Origin of the sequence: Jeotgalibaca arthritidis, from assembly GCF_011100465.1 — a bacterium.
Taxonomy (GTDB): Bacteria; Bacillota; Bacilli; order Lactobacillales; family Aerococcaceae; genus Jeotgalibaca; species Jeotgalibaca arthritidis.
In genome coordinates this window covers 1,846,434-1,868,342 of sequence record NZ_CP049740.1, presented here as the reverse complement: position 1 = coordinate 1,868,342, position 21,909 = coordinate 1,846,434, and the positions used below count along the sequence as shown (strand labels likewise).

Below are 21,909 nucleotides of genomic sequence, written 5' to 3'. Positions count from 1 at the left end.
TAAATTACTTCAGCCGCTTAAAATTATATATCATCGGTTAACCGATTTGTTTTTTCAATGTTGCGATACGTTCCTCGACAATCGTTAATTTCTCACGATAGTCTTTTTCTTTTGCACGTTCACCTTCGACAACTGCGTCAGGTGCTTTACTTACAAATTTTTCATTTGCTAATTTTTTAACAACACGGTCAACTTCTTTTTGTAGTTTCTCAGCTTCTGTTTCTAAACGAGCAATCTCGTCTTCTAGTTTTACAAGTCCTGCCAATGGCATACGTACTTCACCACCAGAAATAACAGCTGTGACTGTTTCACCGTCTGCTACTAGGTTTTGACCAATTTCTAAATCAGATGGGTTACAGAAACGGACAATATATGCTTTGTTACGTGCGAAAATAGCTTCTGTTTCAGCATCTGTTGTATTAATTTGCATTGGAACTTGTTTAGAAATCGGTGTATTCATTTCGTTACGGATGTTACGAACGCCACGAATTAAACCAATTAATTTTTCCATTGCTTGTTCTGACTCAATATCAACAAAGCTAGCATCGGCAACTGGGTAATCAGCCACAACGATTGATTCACCTTGGTGAGGAGCATTTTGCCAGATTTCTTCTGTTACGAAAGGCATCACTGGGTGTAGCAAGCGTAAGATATTGTCTAGAACATACGCGAGGATACTACGAGCTGTTTTCTTAGCTGCTTCGTCTTCACCTTGCAAGACTTCCTTAGTCATTTCAATATACCAGTCACAGTACTCATCCCAGATAAAGTGGTAAAGAATACGGCCTGCTTCACCAAATTCAAACTTTTCATACAATTCGGTTACTTTTTCAATCGTACGGTTCAAACTAGATAGAATCCATTTATCAGCTAATGTCTTCTCACCTGACAAATCAATCTCTTCATAAGTTAAGCCATCTAGATTCATCAATACATAACGGCTTGCGTTCCAAATCTTATTGATAAAGTTCCAAGCTGCATCCATTTTTTCATAGCTAAAACGAACATCTTGTCCTGGTGACGAACCATTCGCTAAGAACCATCTCAAGGCATCTGCCCCGTATTGGTCAATCACTTCCATAGGATCGATTCCATTACCGAGTGATTTACTCATTTTACGGCCTTGCTCATCACGGATTAAACCATGAATCAAAACATTTTCAAATGGACGTTTTTCTGTAAATTCAAGCGATTGGAAAATCATTCGACTTACCCAGAAAGAAATAATATCATAACCCGTTACTAATGTGCTCGTTGGGAAATAACGTTTAAAGTCTTCTGATTCTTCATCTGGCCAACCCATTGTTGAAAATGGCCATAGAGCTGAACTAAACCATGTATCTAAAACGTCAGTATCTTGTTCCCAATTTTCGATATCTGCTGGTGCTTCCATACCAACATACATCTCGCCTGTTTCTTTATGATACCAAGCTGGGATACGATGTCCCCACCATAGTTGACGAGAAATAACCCAATCATGAATGTTATCCATCCAACGGGTAAAGGTCGCTTCAAATCGCTCCGGGAAGAAGGTCACTTTTTCATCTGTACTTTGATTTTGAATTGATTTTTCTGCTAATGGAGCCATTTTCACAAACCATTGTGTTGAGATTAATGGTTCTACAACAACATCTGTCCGTTCAGAGTGACCAACAGAGTGAACCATCTCTTCAATCTTAACAAGGTAGCCTTCTGCTTCCATGTCTTTAACAACTGCTTTACGTGCTTGGAAGCGATCCATACCTTCGTATTTTCCAGCTTCAGCATTCATAGTTGCATCCTTGTTCATCACATTGATTTGTGGCAAGTTATGGCGTAAACCAACTTCAAAGTCATTAGGGTCATGGGCAGGTGTAATTTTTACAACACCCGTTCCAAAGTCTTTATCAACGTAATCATCTGCAATAATTGGAATTTCACGGTTCATTAATGGCAATGTAATTGTTTTTCCAATTAAGTGAGCGTAACGCTCATCTTCTGGATGAACAGCAACTGCTGTATCACCTAGCATGGTTTCAGGACGAGTTGTTGCTAATTCAACAAAACCTGAACCATCTGTTAATGGGTAACGGAAATGGTAGAACGCACCATTCACATCTTTATGAATCACTTCAATATCAGATAATGCTGTTTGAGCTTTAGGATCCCAGTTAATCAAGTATGCGCCACGGTAAATGAGCCCTTTTTCATATAAAGTCACAAATACTTTACGTACAGCATCTGATAAACCATCATCCAGTGTAAATCGTTCACGATCATAATCAACTGAAATACCCATTTTTTCCCATTGGTCACGGATGAAACCAGCATAGTCTTCTTTCCACTCCCATACTTTATCAACAAAGGCTTCACGTCCTAAGTCATGACGAGAGATACCATCTTCTGCTAGCTTCGCTTCTACTTTAGCTTGAGTAGCAATACCAGCGTGGTCCATTCCTGGTAACCATAAGGTATCATAGCCTTGCATCCGTTTCATACGGATAAGCATATCTTGTAAGGTTACATCCCAAGCATGGCCTAAGTGTAATTTACCTGTTACGTTCGGAGGCGGGATAACGATAGAATACGGCTTTGCCTCTTTATTTCCATTTGGTTTAAATAGTTTCTTTTCTACCCAATTTTTGTATTTTCCTTCTTCAACCGTAGTTGGTTGATATTTGGTTGGCATTGATTGCTCAATTGTCATCATTTACTCTTCCTTTCTAAATTAAAAAAACCGCCCTACATCATATATGTAGGACGATTTTATCGTGGTACCACCTAAGTTTACAGACTGAATAAGCCTGCTTCTCTTTTTTTGTAACGGAGATATCTCCGAATAGTTTATGGCAACCAATTAGGGTCATCATTCTATTTGCTCGCAGGGCTACCTTCAACTCATGTCCTAAAAAAGCTTTCAGCAAATGCTTTTCTCTCTAAGTAGTGACAAGTCGTTTACTCTTCCCTAGTCAACGCATCATTATTCTTATTTAGTTTATCATCAGTTCATCAAAATCTCAATATTTAAACTAAATCTTTTGCAGCTTCTACTGCTGCTTCATAGTTTGGTTCTGGTCCGCCTGCTTCAGGTAAAATTTCCTTATAGCCAAGTAGACCTGTCTCGTCTAATACAAAGACACTACGTGCTAATAAATCAATTTCTGGCATGTAAACACCGAATGCTTTACCGAATGAACCATCATCAACAAGCATTTCCATGTCTAAGCCTTCAGCTGCACACCAGTCGCTTAGTTCATCTTTATCATTTTTTGAAATCGAAATTAAACGTACGCCTTCAATTGTCGATGCCATTTCGTTAAAACGACGTGTTTGTTGGTCACAAACGCGTGTGTTAATTTTTGGGAAAACACTAATAATGGTTACTTTTCCTTTTAGACTATCCGTTGTGATTTGTTTACCAGCTAAATTTTCTAAAGCAAATGCAGGTGCTTGGTCGCCTACTTTTAATTCAGAACCTTCTAGTTGAACAGTTGTACCTTTAAATGTAATTTCCATTATACTTCCCCCTTTTATCAATAGGTCTATTATACCAATTCCACTTAGAAAAAGAAGCTATTTCTCTTTTTACAACAAATCTGAAAAATCAAGCTCCTCTTGAACGTCTGTTGTATAGTCAGGCTTAATGTGTGTAATGACAAGATTCGCCATCGCACGATCAATTAACCCTTCTACATCAAGACGGCTTTCATAGTAACGGGCTTTTTCCAGTCTCGGTTTTGTTTTGGGTGCAGTCGGTGCAAATATCGTACAGCAATCCTCAAACGGTTGGATGGATAAATCAAAAGTATCAATCTGTTGAGAAATCTCAATAATCTCTTGTTTGTCCATAGTTGCAACAGGACGAATAATTGGTGTATTAGTGACATCATTAATGGCAATCATACTTTCCATCGTTTGTGACGCCACTTGACCTAAACTCTCACCATTAAAAATAGCTAAGGCGTTTCGTTTCTCACGAATAGCATCGGTTAAACGTAACATCATTCGACGGGTTACGGTCATCAGATAACCTTCTGGAACATGTTCTTTAATTGCTTCTTGAATTTCAGTAAATGGCACTTCAATAAATTGAATGCTACCTCCAAAACGAGTGACTTTAGCTGTTAAGTCTTTCGCTTTTTGTAAAGCTTGTGGGCTTGTATAAGGTGGGCTGTGGAAATGAACAGCTTCAATTTCAACACCACGTTTTAAAGCTAGGTAAGCTGCTACCGGCGAGTCAATCCCACCCGATAACATCACTACTCCGCGACCACTTGTTCCAACAGGCAAACCGCCTGCTCCTTGGTAAGTCTTCGTTGAAATAAAAAAGTGCTCTTTTTTCACGTCAACTCGAACGCGTATATCTGGCTTTTTAACTTCTACGGCAATGTCAGGAATAGCGTCTAGAACAACTGCACCTAGTTCTGCATTCAACCAATTAGTGTCATGCTCATAGCTGTGATCAGCACGGCGTGTAGCAATTTTAAAGGTCTTGCCGCTTGGCTCCATTTCTTTCACTAGATCGATAATAACTGATTTAGCAAGTTCCAAATCACGCTCAATAATATAGATGGGTGAGAAACTTTGGATACCAAAGACATCTTTTAATTTTTCTCTGACACCTACTTCGTCAGCGCCATTTAGATCAATAAAAATAAAATCATGATCGTATTTAACCTTAATCTGATCATATTCTGGCATTGCTCCGCGAATATTTTGAGCTAGTTTTTGAATAAATCGTTTTTTGTTGCGTCCTTTTGTTGAAAGTTCACCAAAGCGAACTTGAATACGTGTTTCCATAATATGACCCTCTCTATTTTTGAATGACTTTGAATTTTTCGTGTAGTTGTTTAAAGACTTGAATAAACTGATCGGCTTCTGCTAGTGTATTTCCTTCACCAAAACTTAAACGTACCGCACATTTCGACCATTTTGCAGGCACGTGCATGGCCTCTAAAGTTGCAGGTAATTCACCCTTTTTACTTGAACAAGCACTTGTCGTAGAAATAATAATGTTTTCCTCTTCCAAGGCATGAACCATGACTTCTCCTCTTACATCCTGTAAAGCAAAACAAAGGATGTGAGCCGCTCCGTCTTCTTGACTATAGATTTGCACATTATCATAAGATGATAAAAATTGACGAATGTGGTCTTTTATCTGACCTTCATTCTCTTTGGAGGTCTCTCTTGCTTCCAAAGTCATTCTCAACGCCTTAGCTGTTGCAGCAATACCAGCTATATTTTCAGTGGTGCTTCGCTGGCCGGATTCTTGGCCACCTCCTGTTAACAAGGGGGCTAGTCTTCTACCTTGTTTCTTATAAACAATACCTACCCCTCTAGGTCCATGAAATTTATGAGCAGACAAAACTAAAAAATCGACCCTTGGATGGGGAATTAAGTTATCAAATTCGGTAACTGCTTGAACCGCATCTATATGAAAATGAATGGTTGGGTAGTCTACTAATACATCACCAATTTCTTGAATCGGTTGAACAGCGCCCACTTCGTTATTAACAGCAATAATAGAAACTAAGATCGTATCTTCTCGAATTGCGTCTTTCAAATCTGCTACTGAAATAAGTCCACGTTCATCAACTTCTAAATAAGTGACATCGAATCCCAACTGCTCCAGTTGTTGCATTGATTTCGACACAGCGGGATGTTCTATCATTGTTGTAATAATATGACGACCGAACCCTTTCTTTTCAATAGCAGTCCCTTTTACAATCCAGTTATCTCCTTCTGTTCCACCACTAGTAAAGAATATTTCTTGAGGCGATACCTTTAGCAAATCTGCTACTTGTTGGCGAGATTGTTGTAGCAAACGGTCGGCAACGGTTCCTAACTTATGCAAACTGGACGGGTTACCATAAACCTGTTGGCTAACCTTTACAAATGTATCCAGTGCTTGGGGATATAGTTGCGTAGTGGCACTATTGTCAAAATATATCATTTTTTCACTCTTCCTTTTTTAAAACAAAGCTAAAGCTGAGACATAGGTAGAAATCTACGTCTCAGCTTTTTATAAACTACATCATGATTCAATTAAAAAGATTTACGTGATTTATCTTCCAAGTAGTTATTTTCTACTCGTTTTGCAGAACCAGGTTCAACACGGTTGAGAATATCTGTCATCACTGCTAGAGACTTTTCAAACTCATAGTCTTCTTGGAATAAACTTAATGCTTCTGAAATCGCATGCTCTACTTCTGGATTAGAATGACGATAACGGTTTGCGTATTGAATCGCATACTCCGTTAAGTTGGCATTATCCAAAATATCTTGTGTACGATTTTCAAGCATCTCAATATCTTCTTCACACATTTTAACAAGCGATTCAATCTCATCGACATCAATTTTAACTCTGTTTAATTTTGCTGAAACATCTTCAATACGATCCGAAACAGCAAAGAATAAATCTAAGTAAACTTTAGGTAGACCAGGCAAATGTTGTTTTTCCAATGTACGTTTCATGTTACGCATATCCATCTCAAACAAATCGATAGCATCTTTAGCTTCTTTTTCACGATTGCGCAAGTTACTTAGTTTAGCAACTAAATCAGATTGTTCTTTATCAATTTCATTTAATTTTTGGTTTAACTTTTCAAAGTAACCTTTTGCTGAGCTATATGCTATTTCATGCTCTGCTAACACTTTTTCATAGTGGCGTAATGCTTCATTTTCTTTTAATAGTTGTGTTTCAAAATCTTGCGAACGTGCAAGCTCATTTTGATTTAAGAAGAAGTTCTGAGACACACGATCAATCTCCAAAAGAACATAACGATTACTTTGTATAACGTGATCCATTTTGCGAGACAAATTGGTCTGATGGCGGTCAATAAATTCTTTTGCTTCCATTTCTTTTTCCATGATAGCGTAAGTGTCATCAACCTGGCGCTCAACTTTATCCATTTTCTTCTGTGCTTCATCCACATCAGCAAGTTTAATAGATTCTTTTACTTCTTTAATAACTGCTTCAATATCTTTAATCTTTTCTGGTATATCAACTTTATCAAAGACATAGTTATCATTGATTAGTCGTTGATACCCTTCTTGTAAATCTTTAATTTGCTCTTCATACTCTTCATTAATTGTCTTATTCAATTCTGGAATTGTTTTGATTAGACCTTCCATTAAAGTTAAGTCTTGGGAAATACGATCTAGAATTTCTTTAGCTTCCATATGATCGCCTTCGTTTGTTAGAGAATTAAACTTGGTGAAGTCAAGCTCCATATAGTTGACGTTTTTCTCTAATGTTTCTAAAGAAGGACCAAAAGTGAAGCTATGTGCTAACAATTGTTTACGAATCACATTGTAGCGTTCTTGAACGTCTTCTAGTTCTTTACGATTTTTTTGTGCACTTTCTAATAACTCTTCCAAAGCTTTATTGATTTTCTCAACACTACTATTCGTTTCATCAAGCAGCTTTTCGGCATCATCAATTGCTTTTTTAGCATTAACAAAATTCATTTGCTGAATGCTTTGCTCTGCACTTAGAAGAGTTGCTTCGATTTCAGGGAATTGGAAACGAGTTACAGTTTGCCAAGTTGCTTGCCAATTTTCATACGCTCGTTTCGTTTGTCCTGTTAAGTTAAGGTGTTTTAATGTATACAAATTGTCGGCAACGGGTATTGCCATCATTTGATATTTCTTTTCATCTAGCTCTTTTATACGAGTTGCTTGTTTTCGATTTAAGTAATATACAACGCCATATCCAATCAAGACAATGATGAATATACCTGCTAACCAATAAAGTAAGTTCATTTAAGAATCCTCCGTCTATTCAACTGATGCCCTTTTTGTAAAAGAGGCCACGATATCAACAACCAGTATATCATAGAAGAATTCATAAGAAAAGCGGACAAGTCCGCCTTGGCCTATGAAAAAATAGGAAATTTGACCCTGAATGAGCAGCGAAGCGCGCAATGGGGCAAATTTATCTTTTTTTCAGTAGGCCAGGACTTGGGAGCTAGACATTGATGGCTGAACTTATAATCCCCTAGTCTATAAAAAAAGCAAGGCTGTGACGTTTTTTATGAAAGAAGTCATTTTTTTTATTTCTGGCTTTTTTTATGAGCTTTATTGTGATTATCTTGCATTATTCTGCTAATCGTGTTAACATAGTCTTCGTGTAAAATAATGCAGCGAAAGAAAAGCTTCCGCGTCAACAGTTTATCGCCCACAGTGGTTCAATTGCGTACCCTGCCGGCTGCATAAGGTGAAGATTGAAGGATAACCTGCACGTAAAGCTTCGCTTTCAAACAAATTATTTTACTCCAAACAAACATTATTGGAGGAATAAAATTATGTCACGTTATACAGGACCAAGCTGGAAAAAATCTCGCCGTCTAGGCATTTCACTTTCAGGTACAGGTAAAGAATTAGAACGCCGTCCATACGTTCCAGGACAACACGGACCAACAAACCGTAAAAAACTTTCTGAATATGGATTGCAATTGCAAGAAAAACAAAAACTACGTCATATGTATGGTATGAACGAACGTCAATTTGCTACTCTATTCAAGAGAGCTGGTAAAATGACTGAAGGAACTCACGGTGAAAACTTCATGATCCTTCTAGAACGTCGTTTAGATAACGTTGTTTACCGTATGGGATTGGCTTCAACTCGTCGTCAAGCTCGTCAATTAGTAAACCACGGTCATATCACAGTTAACGGTAAACGTATCGACATCCCTTCTTACCAAGTGGAAGTTGGTCAAGTTATCGCTGTTCGTGAAAAATCTAAAGACATGACTACAATCCGTGCTGCTGTTGATGCACTATTTGGTCGTCCAGAATTCATCACTTTTGATGCAGAAGCATTAACTGGTTCTCTAAACCGTCTTCCATTACGTGAAGAGTTAACTGCTGATGTTGATGAGTCATACATCGTTGAATACTACAACAAATTAGGTTAATCACCTTTCATATGATTGAATACGTTGGTATATCGTTGATATATCAGCGTTTTTTTTATATTTCCATTTCATAGCATGGCATTCAAATGCCACAAATGGCATTTTTCATGGCATTTAATTTTGAATGGACCTATCAACTAACTGCAGGGCAATGAGGCTGCCTCTCTCAGACTTTGAGAGTGGTTTTTTTTGTGCATAGAAAAAGCCCTGGCATGGTAACCAGGACCCTTCTTTCTAATGTTGGTGCATATCTCCGGCTTCTGAGCTTGCCAGAGCGTCCAGCATGTCATCAATCGCCCCGTAAATGTTCTGCAGGGCATGCTCTTCTTCCTCCGTCAAACCTTCAAGCTTCTTCTTCAGTTCCAGTTGCTCCATCTCAATCACGTTTATCATGTTGTTGCTCCTTCTGCGCCGCTACGCTGTTTATTTGTCTTACACGTTATGATATGAAGCAGCGCAGAAAGATATTCCTGAAAATGTCTGACCTCGTGTCGAACCCCTGTTTGACCTCCAGGCTCGACAAAAAGACCAGGAGGAAAGCCCCCTGGCCCTGCAAAGCTATTTGAAATGCCCGTAACAATTAGCTTAAGTTTGTGGTACTAAATCATTTGACGATTGCTCGACAATCATCTTCTCCATCAAGTGCAGCAACTTCTTGGCGTCCGTTTCAGTGGATCCGGAGCCGTTGAGGTTGACCGTCGCTTGAGGTGTTACTTGTTGATACTTGATGATGAAATTGCGCTCCGCAATGTCTCGCATCAGCTTGATGTCCTCTTCGGTGATAGACACCTCAGACTTAATCTTGCCAATGTCCCCGATCTCTTTGCCTTTACCAAGTTTATCACCAGCGCCGCCATCGTCTCCTGCTCCTAAAAGATCAGAGTAATCTGCTGGCGAACCCGTGAAACCATCCATAACCCCAGCCATTAATCCGTTGTTCTTATCCAGCATGTTCGTGAAATCGCCCAAGCCGTTAAAGTCCATATCTCCGAGGTTCTGAACAAAGTTATAACCTGTATCAAAAGAAGCCCCGGGATCCTTAAGATTGTTTCCGATAAACTCGTAACCAGTAAAGGCTGCAAGTTCCATCTTCGGAGCGCTCCAATAGTTATCTGGAGCCTCGCCTGGGTTGAACATCTCACTCATGCCCCGGATACTATCGCCTACTGTGTTGTTAGCTCCAAAGCTGGCCAGCTCTCCCACTGTTCCGATATTAACGCCTGGTATCTTGTTAAGCAGTTCGATCAAACCATTCACGGCTCGTATGGCAATGTTAGCACCGTTCACAAATGCATTACCCAAAGCCGTTGCTGCACTGCCTGAGCTATCTGCAATGTTGGCCATATAGTCCAGTATGTTCTTGATCAAGTTGTAAAAGAGCATCTGCGTACTGTAAACAGGGCTTCGCCACACGTTCGCAAAGAACTCAACGAACGCAGCGACCACATTCCAGGCATAGGCAAAGACGTTGTAGATCGTCTGGCCAAGCTGGATGATGATCCCGGCCGCAAAGACGACGACGTTATAAAGCACCGTTCCGACCCACATAAAGCCGCCCACGATCCAGCCCGCTACCTCGATAGCTGAAAAGCCCATCTGATTGAGCGCCCAGGCCACTAGAGCAATTGCTCCAATGAACAGGACTGCCCCGGCGTGCGCATAAAGCCATATCCCTAAAGCGATGACGGCCACGGCGGCCAATACACCGCCCAGGATAACAAAGGCAGTCTGCAGCATGTTCGCGTTCTGTTGGGCCCACTGGATGCCGGCCACAATCACATCAAACGCCCAGGATGCGACTTGTGCCAGGATAAAAATGCCGTTTGTGATGGATGCAAAGAGCTCCTGCCCCATAGTCGAATTAATGAAATCATTAAACGCCTGTATGAGCGGCTGGAAAGCATACACGGCTGTATTTTGCATTTGTGTCATCATGTCCGCAAACGTCAGTGGCATCGTTGCAAACTTCGCATTAATCTCGTCTGCAGCGTTAAACATGGCTCTCTTAATGATGTCGGAGGAGATGGCTCCTTCAGAGGCCAGTTCCCGGAGTTCTGCGCGCGTGATGCCCAGTTCGTCCTGGATGGCTTGAATGACAAGCGGCGCCCCTTCCATGACGGAGTTGAGCTCCTCGCCTCTCAAAGCCCCAGCGGCCAAAGCCTGCGTTAACTGCAGCATAGAGCTGGCTTGTTCCTCAACGCTGGCCCCGCCGATCTTGTAGGCCTTGTTCAGTGTCTCAGCGAAAGCGATCAACTCATCGTTATTGGAGAACGCATCCCCCGCATTGATCCCCAGCCTGGCCACAAAGTTGGCCGTATCGGCATAGGCAGAACGGGAACGAATGGCGGCAGCGAGTATCTGGTCTGATAATTGCGCTGTGGTTCGCATGCCGTCATTGATCATGTTGAGCCGGGCCATCGTATTGATAAACGTGTCTGCTTTACTGATTAAGCCGGTCATCATGCTACTGATACGCTGGAGCGCTGCAATGGCCACCCCAAAGTTCATGAGCCTGCTGATACTGTTTAGCTTCTCCTGGGAGGCCGTTGTCCGGTCTATGGAGCCCTTGAAACGGTTCTGATTGTTCAAATTTCGGAGTATCGCTCCCCCGCCTTTTGTGACAAGGCTTATAAATTTTGTCACGGGCGCGTTCACCCTGCCAAGGATGGAAACAAAGCGCATTGTTGTCGAAACAAGTTTGTTTTGTGATGTTGAAGCGCGCTGCATGGATGCCCGCATTTTCTCCAGCATCTGGACCACGCGGGACTGTCTCAAATACATCTCCGTCCAAACGGTCACGTTAGCGCCCAGGCTGGCTTTTAGCTTGTCCGATAGGAATGGCAGGCGCATCATCTTAGCGCTCACCACGTCCACACCGGCGGCCAAACGGCTATAAATAACGTTGGTACTGTTCAGTTGGTTGTTTACCGCTTGCGCTTGTCCCAGGGAGGCAGTCATACCAGCCAACGGGTCAATACTTGCAAGCTGACTCATGGTGCTGCGTGTTCCGGCCAGCTCAATCTCCAGCGTGTTTAGTTGCTGCGTTGCCTGCGTGATGTCGCTATGATCAACAGCTACAGCCGTTTCCATGTCTTGCATCATAAAGCTTCGGAGCTTCTCGGCCTCTTGCATGGCATCCCTTAAAGATGCGTCCTGTGCGTTAATAATGAGGTTGTAGTCATTATCCACTGCATCGGCAAGACGGTTGGATGCAAGGAGCGCATCTTCCACCTCGGACGTTTCTGCACTCATGCGCAGGTCATACCCGCCGCTCATGGCTTTGTCCAAAGCAATGAACGTTTTAAGCGTATCCTGCGCCATCCTGTTGATCCGCTCCAGTGGTTCGGAAAATTTATCTGTTAGTTGTAATGATTGTTCTAGTGTTGCCACTTAATCACCTCTTTCTTTTTCTGTTTGTTTAATGGGTTCCGTTTTGGTGTACCTCTATCCTCCTACCAAAGAAGATAAACCCGCCGGCCGTAAAGCTAGCGGGTATTTTGTTATCAAACGTCTAAAGCAACATCAACACTGGAAACGTCTGTCATAGACTCCATCACCGCAAAAGTCATACTGGCGCCACTGCTTAAATCCTCAATGCCTCGCGTTACGCTTTGGCTGAAGTCGTCAAACGCTGCAAGCTTCGCCTCTGCAGATACTAAGACGCCGCCGTTTGGTACGGTAAACTCTACTTTATTGGCATTGGCTGAGTCAGTGATGGCGCGCAACATGGTCCGATTGTCCTTATATTTCTCTAGGAGTTTCGTATAATCGGCTTCCCCTAGTTTGATAGGGCTGTTCAAAAGATTGACATCATCCGTTAACTTGGCAGCGTCAAGCGTATCCCATTTATTGGCTGCAGCTTGATAACTATCTCGCTGCGCACGCATCTCGTTATAAAATGCAGTTTTGACTTCAGTTATAGCCTTGCTTATATTGGCGTTGGTCTCATAATGAACCTCGTCTGTTATTCGCTTATTAAAATGAGCTGAGTCAGCCTCATGCTTCTGCGCCTGCAGTGCCTCGATCGTTGCTTTTGCTTTTTTTGCGGTTTCCATTAATTCCGTTGCATATTTAGTCATTAGCTTTGTCCTCCTTGGTTAAATAGTAGTGCGGTTTGATTACTGCCCTTTTCTACGTACGTATGTAAAAAAGATTCCGGGGTATCAAAGATTTTACGGGATCCATCCGGGTTATAAAGGTTCGTTGGCAGGTATTGACGGATCTCAGCAATGAACTCATGCATGTTGGCTTTTTCAGCGCGTTCACTTTGGTTGATTGTATCCTTAATGATTGCTATCTCTGCCTCTTTCTGTCTGATCAGTGCATAATCATCTACATGCTTGTCTTTGATAGCTGTGCGGTACTCGCGAATGATGCGGGTTGCGTCCTCCAATACCAACGGACCGTTTTCTTTATGGATGCGGTCATGTTTCTCCTGTGCTTGTCTCAGAGCCTCCTGCAGCAATAAAACTTTTTGAGCTATTTCATTGCGTGCCTGTAGTTCTTCCAGGGTGCTGCTGTCTGCCATTGCAGTGAGTTCTGCGTTGGCGATGTCTAGCGCTTCTTCTGTTTGTGTGATGTCAGCTTGTAGCGCGTCAAACGTTGTATGCAGCGCTTGTAATAATTCTGTACCGATTTCCATATTAATCACTCTCCACTTTTTTTATTGTGTCATCTATTATTTTGTTCGCGATGCGCCACTCGTCTTCTGTTAAGTTGCGCTTCATATTCTCCAGGAAGATTTCCTCAAATATATCTTGCAGCGGTTCACGTTGAAGCTTGACGGTTTCCGGAGCTTCCGGATTCTTCTCGTGCATCCATACGGCGATGCGGCTGACGAAATCGTCTTGAAAGGTTTTAGGGTTCTTCACTTTCTTGATAATTGCTGCTTTTTTCTCTTTTTTCTGTCGTTTATATGCTTTGATGATGGCTTTCTTTTTCATTGTTTCACCTCCCAGGCTAGACGCCCATTTCTATAAAATGCCAGACAACCATCGCCCCATAAATCAATACACCGGCTACCAGGGCAAAGATGGCCAGGATGGATGCAATGAGTAACAAAGCAGCGATAAAAGTAACTGTATACTGCAGGTACCGCATCCGATCACCTCTTTTCTTCTTAATCAAATACTTCTGAGTCCATTCCGAACAAGATAACTGAAAGGTCCTTCGTGGCTTTGTCCAGCTGTCTATAAAAATTAGAGCGGTTAATTCCGAAAGGATTCTCAGTTATGCGCGGCTTGTAGGTTGAGTAATAATCTAGGTAGAACCACTTCATTACTCTAAAACTGTCCTCAAGTTGTGGGTTGTTGCTGAACGTACCATCCCACTGATACGCATAAGATGTACATATCTTTTTATAGGCAGCAATGGATGCATCCACGTACTGCAGCATGGCCGCACTTTTCCTTTTTGATTGCAGGATGATTTCAATGTCTTCGTTGCCTCCGAAAATCTCTGTTTCAATATCAAATAGTAATTGATCCTCAATTAGTGGGACATGCTTCGCATCCTCTTTCATCTTTCTATAATTCTTTAGCAGGAGTTTCGTATTGCGGAAAAACTTATCTTGATTTTCCTCTTCATCTTTTCTGATATCAGCAGGCGGGTCATAATCTTCGGCCACTAACTCCGCTACTGCCCTTCTGATAGTGGCCAGGTCCTCCTCCGTCACTTCATAACTCATGCATCCTTTTCCTCCCAGCGGTTAAAATTCAAAGATATCTGCTATGGTGTTTCGGTAATGGAAAGCAGCGTCTTCTAACTCTTGCCAATTCTCGTCATCGGATCGGTGGGCTCTGCTCGTTCCCATATTTATATGGTCAATATCGCTGGCAGGAACAGTAAAGCTTTTCCCTTTCAGCATCGAGACAGTCACAGACTGAAGCTTTCTACAGTCTTCATCTTCATAGGTTGCAATCAAGGCACGCACGCCGCTTGCTCCTGGGCGCAAGACCATCTCTGGGTACTCTTTCAAGATAACGGCCACAACGGGGCGTACTGCTCCGAAACTAGACTCTTTCATCGTCGGCTGCCTCCTTCGTCAAACGGATCAAGTTCACGACTTCAGACTGCAGGAGATCCTCCACAATTTTAATGCGTCGGTAGCAATTCCGCTGGACGTCCATGATTTCAGGCAGTCCAATCTTCGCAGCACGCTGCAGGTTAGTAGCGGTTTCCGCCCCTGAATTTTCTGCCATTCGATTCATTGCGTTGGTTGCAATCGTGGCCAACTGCATGGATCCGGCCAAGCCCCCCAGTTCTTCCAGCGCAAAAACTAGGCTTTCTTTGATGTCGTCTATCTCTGTTGATTTCTTCAAGTATTATCCTCCTCTTCTTCTTCTGGCCACAATTCTGCGGCCGTTAACCCCAAAGCTTTAATGAAGCCATCATCTTCCATCTGTTGGTGTGCATCATAGTCATCCCCAAACTCAAAGCGTTTCAGTAGCTCGGCGATGGCACGCTGCTTGTCAGGAAGCTTCACGCGTAAGCCGTCACGGCCCAGGCTCACCTCTTGGATGAGTTGGCCATCTACCTGCTCCGAATTCTTGAAGCGCAGGAACGGCTTTATTTTCTTGTGTTCAATCTTTAGACCCTCGGCGGTATACTCCTCGGACGTTATTTCTTCAGTACCCCATTCAGCAAACTGCCTCATATCGGCCATAGCCTGCTTCAGGAGTTGCGCGTCCAGGTCCAAAGCTGTCAAAAAGAGCTCGTTAGCCTTTGCGTCTCGTAGTTCGGCCAGGCGTTCCTGGACTTTATCTTTTTGGAACAACCGCTGTGCGCTGGTAGCTGCTGAGTTATAAGCTGTTCCAGGTCGTGCCCGCATGTATGCCTGGGTTTTGTTAAAGTCCACCATATACTCAAGACAGAACCTTTCTTCTATGTCTGAGAGATCGGACTCACTGAGAACCTCCTTCGTCTCCCGCTGCAGGTCACGCGTCACTTTCTTAGTCACGTCCTGTGTGACTTTTTCCCAGCTGTCACGTGACTTTCTTTTTCGGAGTGTAGCGGGCTTGATGCCGTACTTGTTGGCCAGGTCTGTCATGTTAATGCCTGTCTCCTCATATTCCTTACGTATTGGATCCCATTCAATCAATAACTTTTCACCTCTGTTCTTTAATAAAATGAGGGAGAGCCATTGTCTCCCTCCTATTGCGTGTTGCATACGTGATCTAATTTAAGGCTTATTGCACTCTGAGAAATGTGAGTATGCTTTTTTAGGCTGCCGAAAGTGCCGGCTATATCTCCAGGAATTGCATCATCATCTCAAAGTGTGCGCTCGGATCATCTCCAAGGTTATTTATATCTGCTGCTTCCTGCACCTTTATTTGTTTTTCCGTTTCAGCAACTATTAGGCTCATCCTTTCCTCAAAGTTCCTTATTCTCATAATCGATGGCTGAAAATAGCTCATCATATTCTTTAATAGTTTCACGGGCCACTGCTTTAGCATCAAAATCTATTTCTAACCATTCTGTTAAAGCATCAAGATAACGGATCTGACTTAATAAATGTTTGAAATCATCTGCTAAAAAATAGCCATTAATCTAACTCTCTATTTAGTGAAGATGCAACTTTCTATTTTTCCGTGTATTGGTCAATAATTTTTAAAGTCTTTCTAATTTCGGTATAACGTTTACGGACGTAAGAAGTGCTATATCCGACAACTTCTGCAATATCTTCTAAAGAAAGGCCTTCAATATATTTCTTTTTAATTATTATGTTATCTAACCCTTCAAAGGTATCTATTAAGTTTAATAAGGATTCTTTCAATCTTTCAGTTTCCTCTAGTTCTTCTTCCAATCGCTTAATTTCATTTTCAACATTTGCCCCTCTTGATTCATTGGTTAACTTAATATTCATTAAGTCCCCTTCTTCCCAGCGAATCAGCTCTAACTTAGTTTTATTGAGATTCCACTCAATGAAGGATATACGTTCTTCAAGCTTTCTATATTCAGTCAACCATTCAAACAAGTTCGCTTCACCTCTTTTTAATCGGCTTAGTTTTCGGCTGATTAGGACTGTCCAAAATTGGACAGTCCTTAATTGGGGCCTCCTCAATTTTGGGGAACCCTATTGTCAGCCACCCTCTGCCACATCCTCTTAAATCATCATTTTTTCACGGTAATCAGCCGTTTCAGTGAAGGTTATCGGCACCATGTTCGCTTTCAAACGGCTGATGATACGGGGATCATATTGCTTCTCAAGCGATTCTAAATTTAGATTACTTGTGATGATAGTCGCTTTGTCCTCTCTGGTATCAAGCAAGCTGAATAGAATCTTGTTACTAAATTCGGACTTCTTCCCTGTTGCTGTCCCACCCATTTCTACGCCTATATCATCTAAGATAAGTAAGTCAGCTTTTTCAGCGAGTTCAAGATAATATTTTTCACCCTTAAACGTTGGGTTACTGTAGCTATCACGGATTACATTTAACAACCTACTGAAGCTGTAATAGAGAACGGTCTTTTGAATATCATCACGGTTGCTCATGGCGTTCACGTTATTCCCGATGGCTGTGGCCAAATGAGTTTTCCCGCTGCCTTGGCTGCCTGTAATGATGATATTCAAAGGTTGGCCGCCTACTATACGTGAAACCGTTGAAGATGCTGCATCTCGATTTTCTTTCTGTTCTTTAGTAGTGGCCTTGTAGTCCTTGAAACCTTTATTCATGAGATTTTTATTTTGAAATAATGAGTGGTTTGCTAAGTAGCGGAACTTTCTTGCTCTGTCACCAAATGCGCCATCTTGTACCTGGGAATCAGTTGCAGCCGTTTGATCGGATTGTTTTTCCAAATAGCACACTGGACAAATGATTTCTTTTGTTTTGAGATTTTGGAATAACTCCACGTTGATATGTTTCTCACACGTTGAGTATTCTTCCAGTGGCAGCAAGCCACCTTTATTAATTGCCGTATCAATAAAGGCTGAACGGCTACTCATTAACTTGCTTGTATTAATCATTACTGCTCTACCTCCTATATAAGGTTGTCATAGAATCCTTGCGGTAAATCAATATCATTTAACCGTCTCAAACGCTCCTCATCTTCTGCGGTTCGCTTGAATTCTTGGTTATAGATGCCGTTAGGCTTCTCGTTTTTATTGGAGAATGCAACATCATCCGCCTGTACTTGCTGCATAGTGGTTATATTTTTATTTAGCCATTTCTTCATGATGCCTTCAGCGTATCTGAAACCTTTTTGGTCAACGGCTGCCCTTCTCATTGCTTCAATAACCATTGCTTCGTTCAAGTCATTGATCCAATGTTCAATCGTTTGTATAACAGTCGGGTTTGCTACCCCAAAATTATTTTGATAGAACAAGTGGGCATTAGTAGCAGGAGCGTTATTCTGATTCTGCTTCTGGTTATTATTATGTTTTGGTTCTTCTTCTGGTTCTGGTTGCGTTTCAGTATCGATACTATATCCAACCTGTTTAGATACGGTATCGATAGGGTATTGATAGTGTATCTCTTTAGTTTTAATGGGGTAGCCGTATAGTAAACACTGTTTGACCACTTCATTATGAAATTCGATGGTTTTTATGTTGGCCAGTTCCCTGTCAACTACCACCGCTACTTTAGGAGAACTAGCTTTATTGAATTTTAGCCAGTTAAGAAGAAATAACTCTTTGTGTTCCTGGTTATACATAATGCGTTTTTTAGCAACGAATACTTGAAGCAATTCCCTAACTTTTTCGATTGAATAACCTGTATCAAAAGCAACGATTTTTTCATTAATGCGATATACACCGCATTGAGTTGTTTTATCGTTGGTCATTAGATATAGGTAAAAATATTTTTCTTCTGGTTCTAACTCAATAATTAATTCGTCTTGCCAAAAGCTAATTTGAATTTGCCTATATATCGCCATTTACTCACCCTCTTTCTTTAAGCGTTATCTAACCAAACACCGTTGTATCGGCTAATATCTCCTCGTTAGAATCGTTCATACCACTAACTAAACGATGAGCTAAAGTGAGTGAATTAGTTGTTCTTCCTGATAAACGTAAAACTTCATATGCAGCTGTATAATCTGTAAGTTCTTTTTTCTCTACTTTTTGTGCTATTTTTACTAGTGAATCATGATTATCGATCAGTTGTTCAATTAGACTCAATGTTATATTGAATTCAATAGAGTTATTTTCTATCATTTCTTCTGCTTTCTTTTCCAATATAATCCCTCTTTTTCCTTGCTATCCTAGTCTTTATTGGTTGTTCAATAGAAAGTAGCTACCCTCACTTTAGCGGCCGTAAATCGCTAACTTATGGCGTTGGCGGGAAGGGAAGCCACCCTCTAGTGAACAACCAATAGTAGAAATGGATGCATCATTAATTAATTTGCGTTACTATAAGAGAAAGATTTCTACAAAAAAATACTTTCCTTGTCCTAAGAAACTGGCATTTCTTAGGCTTTTTTTTATTATTCTAAATTCGGTAACAATATCTTTAATCAGGTTCCATGAAGATTGGCTTACAAGCGTTGCAATAACCCCTACAACCAAACCACCTAAGTATGCTTCTTGCAATAGATTCATTTACACCACCCCTTTAGTCCTCTAATTCGAAACCAAGTAGTTCAGCTAAGTAAGCTACTTCTTGATAAACTAAGTCTTGAAGGTCTGCTACTGAAATTGGTGTCCCATCTTCATTTGTAATTTCTGATTGTGTAATTGAATAAATACTTTGTACTTGATCCTTCACTGTTTCAGCCTTTGATTGTTCCATTATTTTTTCCTCCATTTTCTGTTATATCCTCTTTCAATTTCCATGATATTGGCCACCCAACTTATACGATCATCAATTTCATTCATCTGTTTATACTCGGCAACTGTTTCGCTTGTCTCAGTTGGTTTATTTAAGCGCTGCAAGAACTGTGACCAGGTTGTTTCTCCGTTCTTCCACTTGCTGGCCTTACGAGAGTAGGCCGTCGCAATGGCTAGCTGGCCATCGTGTGTTAGTTTTATTTCTTCCAAAAGTTTCCCACCTCCTGTAAAGGTTCTATACTTTACATTTTGAATATGTTATAATGACAGAAAATAGGTACACAAAAGGTACCCACTTTCTAGTCTGGATGCATCTGAGTTTCGTCGGCTCAAAGGGATGCATCCATTTTTTGTAGTTTCTGCAGCTTACTGTTATTAAGTTTTGCTTGTTCCAGTTCGTTTGATTGATTCATTAAAATCTCGTTCATCAGATCGAGATAAACCCCATGGCGTTGTGAGAGCTTCATCATGGCCATCTTTACATAAACGCCTACACTATCCTCTGGCGCTTCCTCTATTTCATCTGCATACTCCGACCAGTCTTCTGTCATCTGATCAACAAGCACACGCATTTTTTCGATGCTTCTCTTTGAGTCTGAAAGAAAGACGTCTACATCATCCTGGGCAGACCAGGCCTGTTTTTTAATAGCTTCTTTTTCCAACGGTAACCACATACCAGTTTCTCTGTTTCCCATCATCATTACCCCCTATTTTTTTGTTCTTCTACCATTTCCAACACAATCAACCACATTTTAAGAGCTACCAGCGTCACAGTAATACCCACTAACAAACCACCCAGAAACGTTTCTTCTAAAATTGTCATAACTAACACCCTTTCACTTATACTCATGTTTAAGCTCTGCTGCCCTGCGGATGCTTATTTTTTGTTTATCTTTCCAAGTCCGTCATGAATTCATTGATAGAGTTTTTTGCGATGAGCGTCATATTATCTACCTGAACCATCGGTAACCCCATGAGGATGAGTTTCTGGAGACTTTTGTAGGATATGCCCAGGTATGCGGCAGCCTCTTTCTTATTGAAATAGTCTTTCTTATGAAGCTCGTTGCTTGATACCTCTTCGATGACTTTAAGAGCCGCTTGCCTTAGCAGGCCCTCTATTTGATGCTGTAGGTCATCAGATACATTAAGCGTCAGCTCTGCCATTTTGCTCTCACCTCCTTTCTAATCTTTGCTTTTCTTTGCGTCCGTTGTAAAAAAAATACTTTCTATTGTCTCACGTGGAAACATTGGCTTGACGAGTTCAATGAAAATAACCTTTTCTTTATCAGAAAAACTAGACAGTCCTCGCTCTTTCGCTGAGTAAGCTTGTCTGGTAATATTAAAAGCTTTGGCTACTTCATTTTGAGTGAGTCCGTTCCCTCTTCTAAGCTTTGCAAACTTAGTCATAGCTCTTCCTCCTTTTTTCTTTGCATTTCTTTGTAATTATAGTGTAAACCATTTTTTAACTTAACGCAAGAAAAACTTTGCGTTTCTTTGTGAGATAGTTTATTATTTAGTAGAGGAGGTGTGTTTATGGATATCAATCCTAATGATGTAGGGGATCGAATTAGACAAATTAGAAGAAACAAAGGTATGAGCATGACTGAATTCGCTAATTTAATCGGTCAAGTAGAAAAAACAAGTAAAATTCAGAGCGGAACTATAAGCAACTGGGAAACTGGGAAAAATTTACCTAATAATAAACGTCTTTCTATCATCTCCGGTATTGCTGGAATTTCAGTCGATGAGCTTTTATATGGGGATATCAGAGAGTATGCCGCTACATTCTTGGATACTTTTATCGAGGATTTAATAAAAGATGAAGATCCTGACAGCTTTGTCACCCTGCTACTTAAAGACCTATCTCAATTAAAAGAGTTGAAATTTCAGTTTATAACCCTGGTTAAAGAGCATGGTCTCAGCCACTCAGAGATTGAAGCAATGAAAAAGCTTGCCAATGAAACGATTTTCCGCTTTCTACGCGGAGAAGACGACTCAAATAAAGGCGCCATTAATATTACTTACAACACCTTAAAGGACTTATTAAGTACTGTTGACAATATGTTCTTGGACTTAAAAGCTGGCCATGATGTAACAGTATATAAAGACGGTATGGATGCAACCCTGCATGATAAGCTCACTGATATTTTGACAGAGGCGATCAACAAAACAGATAATATTAAAAATAATCAATAATATAACGGCCCACCCCGTAGCCAATCGGGAGAAGGTCACCTCTTAAAAGCC

General features: G+C 41.1%; 27 protein-coding genes and 1 other annotated feature. Of the genes, 2 read left to right on the top strand and 25 right to left on the bottom strand.

The window, feature by feature from the left end; genetic code table 11:
* Positions 1-37: 37 nt before the first annotated feature.
* From G7057_RS09430 to G7057_RS09410, 5 genes are all read right to left on the bottom strand, one after another.
* Positions 38-2,686, bottom strand: a complete 2,649-nt coding sequence (locus G7057_RS09430; protein WP_166164203.1) for a valine--tRNA ligase — start codon at positions 2,684-2,686, stop codon at positions 38-40.
* 46 nt (positions 2,687-2,732) lie between these two features.
* Positions 2,733-2,961: a binding site (T-box leader), on the bottom strand.
* A 42-nt stretch (positions 2,962-3,003) separates the two neighbouring features.
* On the bottom strand, positions 3,004-3,495 hold the full coding sequence (tpx, locus tag G7057_RS09425; RefSeq protein WP_076766628.1) for a thiol peroxidase: 492 nt from the start codon (positions 3,493-3,495) through the stop codon (positions 3,004-3,006).
* A 69-nt stretch (positions 3,496-3,564) separates the two neighbouring features.
* Positions 3,565-4,782 (bottom strand): tRNA uracil 4-sulfurtransferase ThiI, encoded by a 1,218-nt coding sequence (gene thiI, locus G7057_RS09420; protein WP_166164201.1) that lies wholly within the window; start codon positions 4,780-4,782, stop codon positions 3,565-3,567.
* 10 nt (positions 4,783-4,792) lie between these two features.
* Positions 4,793-5,932, bottom strand: a complete 1,140-nt coding sequence (locus tag G7057_RS09415; RefSeq protein WP_166163217.1) for a cysteine desulfurase family protein — start codon at positions 5,930-5,932, stop codon at positions 4,793-4,795.
* A gap of 92 nt (positions 5,933-6,024) precedes the next feature.
* Positions 6,025-7,743 carry a septation ring formation regulator EzrA gene (locus tag G7057_RS09410; protein ID WP_166163214.1) on the bottom strand — a complete coding sequence of 573 codons (1,719 nt, stop codon included), beginning with the start codon at positions 7,741-7,743 and terminating at the stop codon, positions 6,025-6,027.
* 542 nt (positions 7,744-8,285) lie between these two features.
* Between G7057_RS09410 and rpsD the strand changes: the two genes are divergently transcribed.
* On the top strand, positions 8,286-8,897 hold the full coding sequence (gene rpsD, locus G7057_RS09405; RefSeq protein WP_166163211.1) for a 30S ribosomal protein S4: 612 nt from the start codon (positions 8,286-8,288) through the stop codon (positions 8,895-8,897).
* Between the two features lie 234 nt (positions 8,898-9,131).
* Here the strand turns inward: rpsD and G7057_RS09400 are convergent, their stop codons facing one another.
* The 20 genes from G7057_RS09400 to G7057_RS09310 all read right to left on the bottom strand — a co-directional run bounded on the left by G7057_RS09400 (position 9,132) and on the right by G7057_RS09310 (position 21,069).
* On the bottom strand, positions 9,132-9,290 hold the full coding sequence (locus G7057_RS09400) for a hypothetical protein (RefSeq protein ID WP_166163208.1): 159 nt from the start codon (positions 9,288-9,290) through the stop codon (positions 9,132-9,134).
* Between the two features lie 192 nt (positions 9,291-9,482).
* Entirely contained in the window at positions 9,483-12,287 is a 2,805-nt protein-coding gene (locus G7057_RS09395; protein ID WP_166163205.1) for a tape measure protein, read from the bottom strand.
* A 113-nt stretch (positions 12,288-12,400) separates the two neighbouring features.
* Positions 12,401-12,976: a hypothetical protein gene (locus tag G7057_RS09390; RefSeq protein ID WP_166163202.1), complete on the bottom strand. Its 576-nt coding sequence runs from the start codon at positions 12,974-12,976 to the stop codon at positions 12,401-12,403.
* Positions 12,976-13,539, bottom strand: coding sequence for a hypothetical protein (locus tag G7057_RS09385; RefSeq protein ID WP_166163200.1), 564 nt, complete (start codon positions 13,537-13,539; stop codon positions 12,976-12,978). Before G7057_RS09385 ends, G7057_RS09390 begins: the two co-directional genes overlap by 1 nt.
* Position 13,540: 1 nt before the next feature.
* Positions 13,541-13,840, bottom strand: a complete 300-nt coding sequence (locus G7057_RS09380; protein ID WP_166163198.1) for a hypothetical protein — start codon at positions 13,838-13,840, stop codon at positions 13,541-13,543.
* Positions 13,841-14,016: 176 nt separating this feature from the next.
* Positions 14,017-14,583, bottom strand: coding sequence for a hypothetical protein (locus tag G7057_RS09375; RefSeq protein WP_166163195.1), 567 nt, complete (start codon positions 14,581-14,583; stop codon positions 14,017-14,019).
* Positions 14,584-14,604: 21 nt separating this feature from the next.
* Positions 14,605-14,922, bottom strand: a complete 318-nt coding sequence (locus tag G7057_RS09370) for a hypothetical protein (RefSeq protein WP_166163192.1) — start codon at positions 14,920-14,922, stop codon at positions 14,605-14,607.
* The gene (locus G7057_RS09365) at positions 14,909-15,217 is read right to left on the bottom strand and encodes a hypothetical protein (protein ID WP_166163189.1); all 309 of its coding nucleotides are present in this window, start codon (positions 15,215-15,217) and stop codon (positions 14,909-14,911) included. Before G7057_RS09365 ends, G7057_RS09370 begins: the two co-directional genes overlap by 14 nt.
* Complete coding sequence (locus G7057_RS09360) at positions 15,214-15,996, bottom strand: terminase small subunit (protein ID WP_166163186.1); 783 nt, start codon at positions 15,994-15,996, stop codon at positions 15,214-15,216. Before G7057_RS09360 ends, G7057_RS09365 begins: the two co-directional genes overlap by 4 nt.
* A 480-nt stretch (positions 15,997-16,476) precedes the next feature.
* Positions 16,477-16,872, bottom strand: a complete 396-nt coding sequence (locus G7057_RS09355; protein WP_166163183.1) for a sigma-70 family RNA polymerase sigma factor — start codon at positions 16,870-16,872, stop codon at positions 16,477-16,479.
* A gap of 129 nt (positions 16,873-17,001) precedes the next feature.
* On the bottom strand, positions 17,002-17,862 hold the full coding sequence (locus G7057_RS09350; protein WP_166163180.1) for an ATP-binding protein: 861 nt from the start codon (positions 17,860-17,862) through the stop codon (positions 17,002-17,004).
* 14 nt (positions 17,863-17,876) lie between these two features.
* On the bottom strand, positions 17,877-18,770 hold the full coding sequence (locus G7057_RS09345; protein ID WP_166163177.1) for a DnaD domain-containing protein: 894 nt from the start codon (positions 18,768-18,770) through the stop codon (positions 17,877-17,879).
* A gap of 28 nt (positions 18,771-18,798) precedes the next feature.
* Positions 18,799-19,071, bottom strand: coding sequence for a hypothetical protein (locus G7057_RS09340; RefSeq protein WP_166163174.1), 273 nt, complete (start codon positions 19,069-19,071; stop codon positions 18,799-18,801).
* Between the two features lie 174 nt (positions 19,072-19,245).
* Entirely contained in the window at positions 19,246-19,434 is a 189-nt protein-coding gene (locus tag G7057_RS09335; RefSeq protein ID WP_166163171.1) for a hypothetical protein, read from the bottom strand.
* A gap of 13 nt (positions 19,435-19,447) precedes the next feature.
* Positions 19,448-19,624, bottom strand: coding sequence for a hypothetical protein (locus G7057_RS09330; RefSeq protein WP_166163168.1), 177 nt, complete (start codon positions 19,622-19,624; stop codon positions 19,448-19,450).
* Positions 19,624-19,872: a hypothetical protein gene (locus tag G7057_RS09325; protein WP_166163165.1), complete on the bottom strand. Its 249-nt coding sequence runs from the start codon at positions 19,870-19,872 to the stop codon at positions 19,624-19,626. The genes G7057_RS09330 and G7057_RS09325 overlap by 1 nt, the downstream gene beginning before the upstream one ends.
* 119 nt (positions 19,873-19,991) lie before the next feature.
* On the bottom strand, positions 19,992-20,357 hold the full coding sequence (locus G7057_RS09320) for a hypothetical protein (RefSeq protein WP_166163162.1): 366 nt from the start codon (positions 20,355-20,357) through the stop codon (positions 19,992-19,994).
* A gap of 5 nt (positions 20,358-20,362) precedes the next feature.
* Complete coding sequence (locus G7057_RS11940; protein ID WP_264372176.1) at positions 20,363-20,485, bottom strand: hypothetical protein; 123 nt, start codon at positions 20,483-20,485, stop codon at positions 20,363-20,365.
* A gap of 65 nt (positions 20,486-20,550) precedes the next feature.
* Positions 20,551-20,826, bottom strand: a complete 276-nt coding sequence (locus G7057_RS09315; RefSeq protein ID WP_166163159.1) for a helix-turn-helix domain-containing protein — start codon at positions 20,824-20,826, stop codon at positions 20,551-20,553.
* A gap of 18 nt (positions 20,827-20,844) precedes the next feature.
* Positions 20,845-21,069, bottom strand: coding sequence for a helix-turn-helix domain-containing protein (locus tag G7057_RS09310; RefSeq protein ID WP_166163157.1), 225 nt, complete (start codon positions 21,067-21,069; stop codon positions 20,845-20,847).
* A 126-nt stretch (positions 21,070-21,195) separates the two neighbouring features.
* On the opposite strand from G7057_RS09310, the gene G7057_RS09305 reads away from it, so the two are divergent.
* Complete coding sequence (locus tag G7057_RS09305) at positions 21,196-21,858, top strand: helix-turn-helix domain-containing protein (protein ID WP_166163155.1); 663 nt, start codon at positions 21,196-21,198, stop codon at positions 21,856-21,858.
* Positions 21,859-21,909 lie beyond the last annotated feature (51 nt).

Excerpts from the sequence above, each read along its gene's own strand:
- G7057_RS09385 (WP_166163200.1), bottom strand. The coding sequence starts at position 13,539 with ATGGAAATCGGTACAGAATTATTACAAGCGCTGCATACAACGTTTGAC.
- G7057_RS09305 (WP_166163155.1), top strand. The coding sequence starts at position 21,196 with ATGGATATCAATCCTAATGATGTAGGGGATCGAATTAGACAAATTAGA.
- G7057_RS09410 (WP_166163214.1), bottom strand. The coding sequence starts at position 7,743 with ATGAACTTACTTTATTGGTTAGCAGGTATATTCATCATTGTCTTGATT.
- G7057_RS09315 (WP_166163159.1), bottom strand. The coding sequence starts at position 20,826 with ATGGCAGAGCTGACGCTTAATGTATCTGATGACCTACAGCATCAAATA.
- G7057_RS09415 (WP_166163217.1), bottom strand. The coding sequence starts at position 5,932 with ATGATATATTTTGACAATAGTGCCACTACGCAACTATATCCCCAAGCA.
- G7057_RS11940 (WP_264372176.1), bottom strand. The coding sequence starts at position 20,485 with ATGACAATTTTAGAAGAAACGTTTCTGGGTGGTTTGTTAGTGGGTATT.
- G7057_RS09320 (WP_166163162.1), bottom strand. The coding sequence starts at position 20,357 with ATGGGAAACAGAGAAACTGGTATGTGGTTACCGTTGGAAAAAGAAGCT.
- G7057_RS09430 (WP_166164203.1), bottom strand. The coding sequence starts at position 2,686 with ATGACAATTGAGCAATCAATGCCAACCAAATATCAACCAACTACGGTT.
- G7057_RS09380 (WP_166163198.1), bottom strand. The coding sequence starts at position 13,840 with ATGAAAAAGAAAGCCATCATCAAAGCATATAAACGACAGAAAAAAGAG.
- tpx (WP_076766628.1), bottom strand. The coding sequence starts at position 3,495 with ATGGAAATTACATTTAAAGGTACAACTGTTCAACTAGAAGGTTCTGAA.
- G7057_RS09400 (WP_166163208.1), bottom strand. The coding sequence starts at position 9,290 with ATGATAAACGTGATTGAGATGGAGCAACTGGAACTGAAGAAGAAGCTT.
- G7057_RS09330 (WP_166163168.1), bottom strand. The coding sequence starts at position 19,624 with ATGGAACAATCAAAGGCTGAAACAGTGAAGGATCAAGTACAAAGTATT.
- G7057_RS09345 (WP_166163177.1), bottom strand. The coding sequence starts at position 18,770 with ATGGCGATATATAGGCAAATTCAAATTAGCTTTTGGCAAGACGAATTA.
- G7057_RS09370 (WP_166163192.1), bottom strand. The coding sequence starts at position 14,922 with ATGAAAGAGTCTAGTTTCGGAGCAGTACGCCCCGTTGTGGCCGTTATC.
- G7057_RS09390 (WP_166163202.1), bottom strand. The coding sequence starts at position 12,976 with ATGACTAAATATGCAACGGAATTAATGGAAACCGCAAAAAAAGCAAAA.
- G7057_RS09375 (WP_166163195.1), bottom strand. The coding sequence starts at position 14,583 with ATGAGTTATGAAGTGACGGAGGAGGACCTGGCCACTATCAGAAGGGCA.
- rpsD (WP_166163211.1), top strand. The coding sequence starts at position 8,286 with ATGTCACGTTATACAGGACCAAGCTGGAAAAAATCTCGCCGTCTAGGC.
- G7057_RS09310 (WP_166163157.1), bottom strand. The coding sequence starts at position 21,069 with ATGACTAAGTTTGCAAAGCTTAGAAGAGGGAACGGACTCACTCAAAAT.
- G7057_RS09350 (WP_166163180.1), bottom strand. The coding sequence starts at position 17,862 with ATGATTAATACAAGCAAGTTAATGAGTAGCCGTTCAGCCTTTATTGAT.
- G7057_RS09335 (WP_166163171.1), bottom strand. The coding sequence starts at position 19,434 with ATGAATCTATTGCAAGAAGCATACTTAGGTGGTTTGGTTGTAGGGGTT.